This window comes from Streptomyces sp. SBT349 (genome assembly GCF_001083795.1).
Taxonomy (GTDB): domain Bacteria; phylum Actinomycetota; class Actinomycetes; order Streptomycetales; family Streptomycetaceae; genus Streptomyces.
This window is the reverse complement of sequence record NZ_LAVK01000440.1, coordinates 1-5,263: the sequence shown is the minus strand read 5'-3', so window position 1 is coordinate 5,263 and position 5,263 is coordinate 1. Positions and strand designations below refer to the sequence as shown.

General features: G+C 72.2%; 6 protein-coding genes and 2 tRNA genes. 1 reads left to right on the top strand and 7 read right to left on the bottom strand.

Going from position 1 to position 5,263, the window contains the following annotated elements; all coding sequences use genetic code 11:
• From ADY01_RS32305 to ADY01_RS32275, 7 genes are all read right to left on the bottom strand, one after another.
• A partial coding sequence (locus tag ADY01_RS32305) for a DHA2 family efflux MFS transporter permease subunit (protein WP_078900796.1) occupies window positions 1-1,499 on the bottom strand: 1,499 nt, incomplete at its 3' end.
• A gap of 143 nt (window positions 1,500-1,642) precedes the next feature.
• Complete coding sequence (locus tag ADY01_RS32300) at window positions 1,643-2,206, bottom strand: TetR/AcrR family transcriptional regulator (RefSeq protein ID WP_234320500.1); 564 nt, start codon at window positions 2,204-2,206, stop codon at window positions 1,643-1,645.
• A gap of 57 nt (window positions 2,207-2,263) precedes the next feature.
• Window positions 2,264-2,698: a MaoC family dehydratase gene (locus ADY01_RS32295; RefSeq protein WP_049580292.1), complete on the bottom strand. Its 435-nt coding sequence runs from the start codon at window positions 2,696-2,698 to the stop codon at window positions 2,264-2,266.
• Window positions 2,695-3,153 carry a MaoC family dehydratase N-terminal domain-containing protein gene (locus tag ADY01_RS32290; RefSeq protein ID WP_049580291.1) on the bottom strand — a complete coding sequence of 153 codons (459 nt, stop codon included), beginning with the start codon at window positions 3,151-3,153 and terminating at the stop codon, window positions 2,695-2,697. Before ADY01_RS32290 ends, ADY01_RS32295 begins: the two co-directional genes overlap by 4 nt.
• 136 nt (window positions 3,154-3,289) lie before the next feature.
• The gene (gene rpmG, locus ADY01_RS32285; RefSeq protein ID WP_049580290.1) at window positions 3,290-3,454 is read right to left on the bottom strand and encodes a 50S ribosomal protein L33; all 165 of its coding nucleotides are present in this window, start codon (window positions 3,452-3,454) and stop codon (window positions 3,290-3,292) included.
• 96 nt (window positions 3,455-3,550) lie between these two features.
• Window positions 3,551-3,623: transfer RNA gene (locus tag ADY01_RS32280), tRNA-Met, on the bottom strand.
• 46 nt (window positions 3,624-3,669) lie between these two features.
• Window positions 3,670-3,742: transfer RNA gene (locus ADY01_RS32275), tRNA-Thr, on the bottom strand.
• Window positions 3,743-3,871: 129 nt separating this feature from the next.
• On the opposite strand from ADY01_RS32275, the gene ADY01_RS32270 reads away from it, so the two are divergent.
• Window positions 3,872-5,092: an amidohydrolase family protein gene (locus tag ADY01_RS32270; RefSeq protein WP_049580289.1), complete on the top strand. Its 1,221-nt coding sequence runs from the start codon at window positions 3,872-3,874 to the stop codon at window positions 5,090-5,092.
• The last annotated feature ends 171 nt before the right edge of the window (window positions 5,093-5,263 follow it).

The following is a 5,263-nucleotide window of genomic DNA, read 5'->3' as shown; positions in this document are numbered from 1 at the left end:
CGCCTGTGGAAGTGGTGAATAAGAAGCGCCGGCGGGGCGGGGGGGGCCCCCTCCGCGGGGCCCGGGCGGGGGGGGCCCGCGGGGACTGCTCGGGGGGCGGGGGCCGGGCTGCGCCGCCCCGCCGCGAGCAGGACCGCCGCCGTCGCCGCCACCAGGGCCGTCACGCCGAGCCACAGTGCCGGGACCAGGCCGTCCGTGAATCGCTGGGGCGTCTCGTAGCCGCCCTGGGAGGCGAAGACCGAGGCCAGTACCGCGACGCCGAGGGCGCCGCCCACCTCGCGGAGCGCGTTGTTCACGCCCGAGGCGATCCCCTCCTCGGCCGCCGGCACGGCGTCCATCACCATCGCCCCCGTCGGCGCGAAGAACATCGCCATGCCGATCCCGGCCACCACGAACGCCGGGACCTGGCTGGCGTAGGTCACGTCCGGGTCGGCGAGCAGCGCGAGCCAGCCGAGGCCCACCGCCATCAGCCCGATGCCCGTGGCGACGATCGGCCGCCCCCCGATGCGGTCGGTCATGGCGCCCGCGATCGGTGCCACGATCATCGGCATCGCGGTCCACGGCAGCATGCGCAGCCCGGCCTCCAGCGGCGAGTAGCCCTGGATCAGCTGGAGGAACTGGGTCAGCAGGAAGATCGAGCCGAACATGCCCGCGTACATGAGCAGGCTGGCCACGTTGACCGCGGTGAACGTCCTGGACCGGAAGAAGCGCATCGGCAGCATCGGGTTGGGCGTGCGCAGTTCCCAGCGGACGAACCCGACCAGCAGCAGGGCGCCGAGGACGAACCCGGCGAGGACCTGTCCCGAGGTCCAGCCGTGCTCGTGGCCGCGGACGATCGAGAGGACGATGCCGAACAGGCCGGTGCTGGCCAGGACGGTGCCGACGAGGTCGAGGCGGTTGTTGGGGCCGCGGCTCTCGGTGAGGCGGAGGCGGACCAGGGGCAGGACGGCGAGGCCGATCGGGATGTTCAGCCAGAAGATCCACTGCCAGGCTATGTGTTCGGTGATCGCGCCGCCCACGAGGGGGCCGCTGGCGACGGCGAGGCCGTTGACCGCGCCCCAGATGCCGAACGCGGCGCCGCGCCGCTCCGGCGGGACCGCGGCCGAGATCAGGGTGAGGCTCAGCGGCAGCAGGATCGCGGCACCCGCGCCCTGGACCGCCCTGGCGGCGATCAGCGCGCCGGTCGAGCCGGCGAGCGCCGCGCCCGCGGAGGCCACGGTGAACAGCACCACGCCGGCGCCGAAGACCCGGCGGCGCCCGAACCGGTCACCGAGCGCCGCGCCGAGCAGCAGGAGGCAGGCGAACGGGAGGGTGTAGCCGTTGACGATCCACTCCAGGTCGGCGAGGTCGCCGCCCAGGTCGTCGCGGATGACGGGCAGCGCGGTGGTGACCACCAGGTTGTCCAGCGACGCCATGAAGGTGGCGGCCCCCGTGACGACGAGGGTCCAGGCGACGAGTGCGCGCTGGGAGCGGCGCTCGGGCGGTGCGGTATGGGACATGTCCCCCTCCGGGAGGTGCGGTGACGGAGTCGAGCCAGGTAGTGATCGGTCAATAACTTTCGGGTGCGCAAGGGGGCACGGAGAGCGACACGGAAAGGGGGAAGCGAGGGAAGCGAGGGAAGCGAGGGAAGCGAGGAAAGGGGTCAGCAGTCGTCGTTCATGCCCGGACAGGCGTGCCAGACGGGGTGGTCCTGCGGGAAGTCCATGGCCAGCAGGACGTTGATGAGCATGCCGCTGCCGAAGAAGCTGCCCATCTCGTCGTCGTCCGTGCCCAGCATCAGACGGGTGGACTCCCACAGACGGACCCAGGCCGCCCTGATCCGGTCGCCGAAGTCCGTGTCCCCCGCCGCCTCGGCGATCTGCACCGAGACATACATCTGGAGCTGGAACATCAGCTTGTCGCGGTCGGCGACGAGCTCCAGATAGGCGTCACCCATCGCATGCCGGGCCTCGTCCGCCTCCAGCCCCTCCGCCGCCCCCTCGAACACGCGGCGGATCTCCTCGGTGCAGCGCTCGGCCGCGGCGAGGAAGATCTCCCGCTTGTCGGGGAAGAGCCGGAAGAGATAGGGCTGCGAGACGCCCACACGGCGGGCGATGGCGGCCGTCGAGGTGCCCACGTACCCCCCGCGGGCGAACTCGGCGATGGCGGCGCGGACAACGCTCTCGCGCCGCTCCTCCGCCGACATCCGGCTGCTCTCCTTGGCCATGGCAGCGAAGTTAGTGCTCAATCACTAACTACGTCAAGTCCGGTGCGCACCACGCGCTCAGGCCAGGCGGACGACCGCGCGGGCCACGCCCAGGACCTTCCGGCCGGCGCTGTGCGCGGTCAGGTCCACGCGGACCGTGCGAGCCTCGTCGTCCAGCTTGGCGGCCACCTTGCCGGTGACCTCGATCAGCGCGCCGGTGCCGTCGTCCGGCACGACGACGGGCTTGGTGAAACGCACCCCGTACTCGACCAGCGCGCCCGGGTCGCCGGTCCAGTCGGTCACCACCCGGACCACCTCGGCCATGGTGAACATGCCGTGCGCGATGACGTCCGGCAGCCCGACCTCCCTGGCGAACCGCTCGTTCCAGTGGATCGGGTTGAAGTCGCCGGAGGCGCCCGCGTAGCGGACCAGCGTCTCGCGGACGACGGGGAACGCGGCGGGGGGCAGCTCGGTGCCCGCCTCGACGTCGGCGTAGGCGATCTGCGAGGTCACGGAGCCTCGTCCTCCTTCTTGCGGGCGACGAGCTTGGTGAAGGCGGTCACCACGTGCTCGCCCGTCTCGTCGTGCACCTCGCCGCGGATGTCCATGATCTCGTTCCCCGCCATGGAGCGCACCGAGTCGATGGTGGAGGTGACCGAGAGCCGGTCCCCGGCGCGCACCGGACGCGTATAGACGAACTTCTGATCGCCGTGGACCACCCGGCTGTAGTCGAGTCCGAGGGCCGGGTCCTGGACGACCTCGCCCGCCGCGCGGTAGGTGATCGAGAAGACGAACGTCGGCGGCGCGATCACGTCCGGGTGGCCGAGCCGCTTGGCCGCCTCCGGATCGGTGTAGGCCGGGTGCGGGTCCCCGATGGCCTCGGCGAATTCGCGGATCTTTTCGCGGCCCACCTCGTAGGGGGGCGTGGGCGGGTAACTCCGCCCGGCGAAGGACTGGTCCAGGGCCATCGGCGACTTCCCTCTTCATCCTCGGCGCGCCTCGTCCTCGGCGCGATCCCGGGCACGGTATGCAGCAGGCCGCTCCCTCGTACGGGGGAGCGGCCTGACGGGTGGAACGGGTCGAACGAACGCCGTCGCGACGCGGTCAGCGCGTCTCGCGGTGGGCCGTGTGCTTGTTGCAGCGCGGGCAGTACTTCTTCATCTCCAGACGGTCCGGGTCGTTCCGGCGGTTCTTCCTGGTGATGTAGTTCCGCTCCTTGCACTCAACGCAGGCCAGCGTGATCTTCGGGCGGACGTCGGTGGCAGCCACGTGAGTGCTCCTTGACGGATGGACGGGGTCGAACACTGATCGATCACAGAAAGAGTAGCCGATTCGAGGACCGACCCCGCAATCGGCTACTGTGCGTAGCGGCGACCGGACTTGAACCGGTGACACAACGATTATGAGCCGTTTGCTCTACCGACTGAGCTACGCCGCCATGAGGTGGGTGACCTCCACACCACGGCGGAGACCTCACACCTCAGAGCCCCAAAACGGAATCGAACCGTTGACCTTCTCCTTACCATGGAGACGCTCTGCCGACTGAGCTATTGGGGCGAGCGCTCAAGAGATTACACGCTGAGGCGCCCAAGGCGAAATCCGATATGGGCGGCGGCAACCGGCTACCCGGCCCCCGGTCCGGCCACACCGGTACGACTATTCCCTTCTTCCCCGCCCCCACCTCGCATGCCCCTTACGCTCCTTCCGATGCCAGAGCGTCTCGTACTCAGCGGACCCCGCCTCGCCGACGGCCGGACCGTCGACGTCCGGCTGAACGGCGGCCGGATCGAGGCCGTCGGCACCCCGGGAAGCCTCGCGCCGCGCGGTGCGGGCGGCCCCGGTGGATCGCCGGTGGATCTCGCCGGATATCTGCTGCTCCCCTCCCCCGCCGAGCCGCACGCCCACCACGACACGGCGCTGACCGGCGCGGCGCCGGGGCCTCCCCCGGACAGCCGCGACGACCTGCGCCGCCGGATCACCGAGGCAGCCCTGATCCAGCTGAGCCACGGCGCCACCGCGCAGCGCACCCACATCCGCGTGGGGGACACCCGGGGCCTGGCCGATCTGGAGGCGGCGCTGGCCACCGGGCGGGCGCTGCGCGGCCTCGCGGAGCTGACCACCGTGGCCACGCCGAGGCTGCTCACGGGACGCGCCGGGGCGGACAACCGCGCGATGCTGCGCGACGCGGCCAAGATGGGCGCCGGCGCGCTGGGCGGCTGCCCGGACCTGGACCCCGACCCGGGCGGCTACCTGGACATCCTGCTGGGCGCCGCCGACGAGCACGGCTGCCCGATCGACCTGCACACGGAGGCCGAGGAGCCGGCGCGGCTGGCCCGGCTGGCCTCCGCCGCCGGAGCCTGCCGCTCGGGCGTCTCGCTCGGCCCGTGCACGGGCCTGGCCAGGATGCCCGCCTCCCTCGCGGCCCGCTGCGCCGACCGGCTCGCCGCCGCGGGCGTGACCGTGGTCTGCCTGCCGCAGGGCGGCTGCGGCCTCGGTCACCGGGCGCGCGGCGCCACCCCGGTCCGGATGCTGACGGCGGCGGGCGTGGCGGTGGCGGCGGGCGGCGGCGCGCTGCGCGACGCGGGGAACCCGGTGGGCCGCGGCGACCCGCTGGAGGCGGCGTTCCTGCTGGCCTCGCGCGGGGAGTGCGAGCCGCTGGAGGCGTACGCCGCGGTGAGCGGGCGCGCGCGCTCGGCGCTCGGGCTGCCCGAGGTGCGCGTGGAGGCCGGCTTCCCGGCTGAACTGCTCGCGGTGCGCGGGGACTCGGTCGCGGGCGTGCTGTCCCAGGCGTACAGCAGGCTGGTGATCCACCGGGGCAGGATCGTGGCGCGCACCAGCGCCGTCCGGGAGTTCTGCGGCTCCCCCGCCGGTGGCGGACTCGAACTGCCGCGCCAGGCGACCGGCTGACGCGCCGTCACTTTCCCGAGCCTTGTCAGGTCCGGCGCAAGACGAGACACTGCGTGAACGGTACATGGGACGTTGGATGTCCTGATGCCCGGACGTCCTGACGTCTCCTGACGACGACCCCCCTCCGGCCAGGAAAGGCACCGCGACCATGGCGTCAGCCCTCCCCCGTTC

What these genes read in the sequence shown, in the direction of transcription:
- ADY01_RS32270 (WP_049580289.1), top strand. Translation starts at nt 3,872, where the DNA reads ATGCCCCTTACGCTCCTTCCGATGCCAGAGCGTCTCGTACTCAGCGGA.
- ADY01_RS32290 (WP_049580291.1), bottom strand. Translation starts at nt 3,153, where the DNA reads ATGGCCCTGGACCAGTCCTTCGCCGGGCGGAGTTACCCGCCCACGCCC.
- ADY01_RS32300 (WP_234320500.1), bottom strand. Translation starts at nt 2,206, where the DNA reads ATGGCCAAGGAGAGCAGCCGGATGTCGGCGGAGGAGCGGCGCGAGAGC.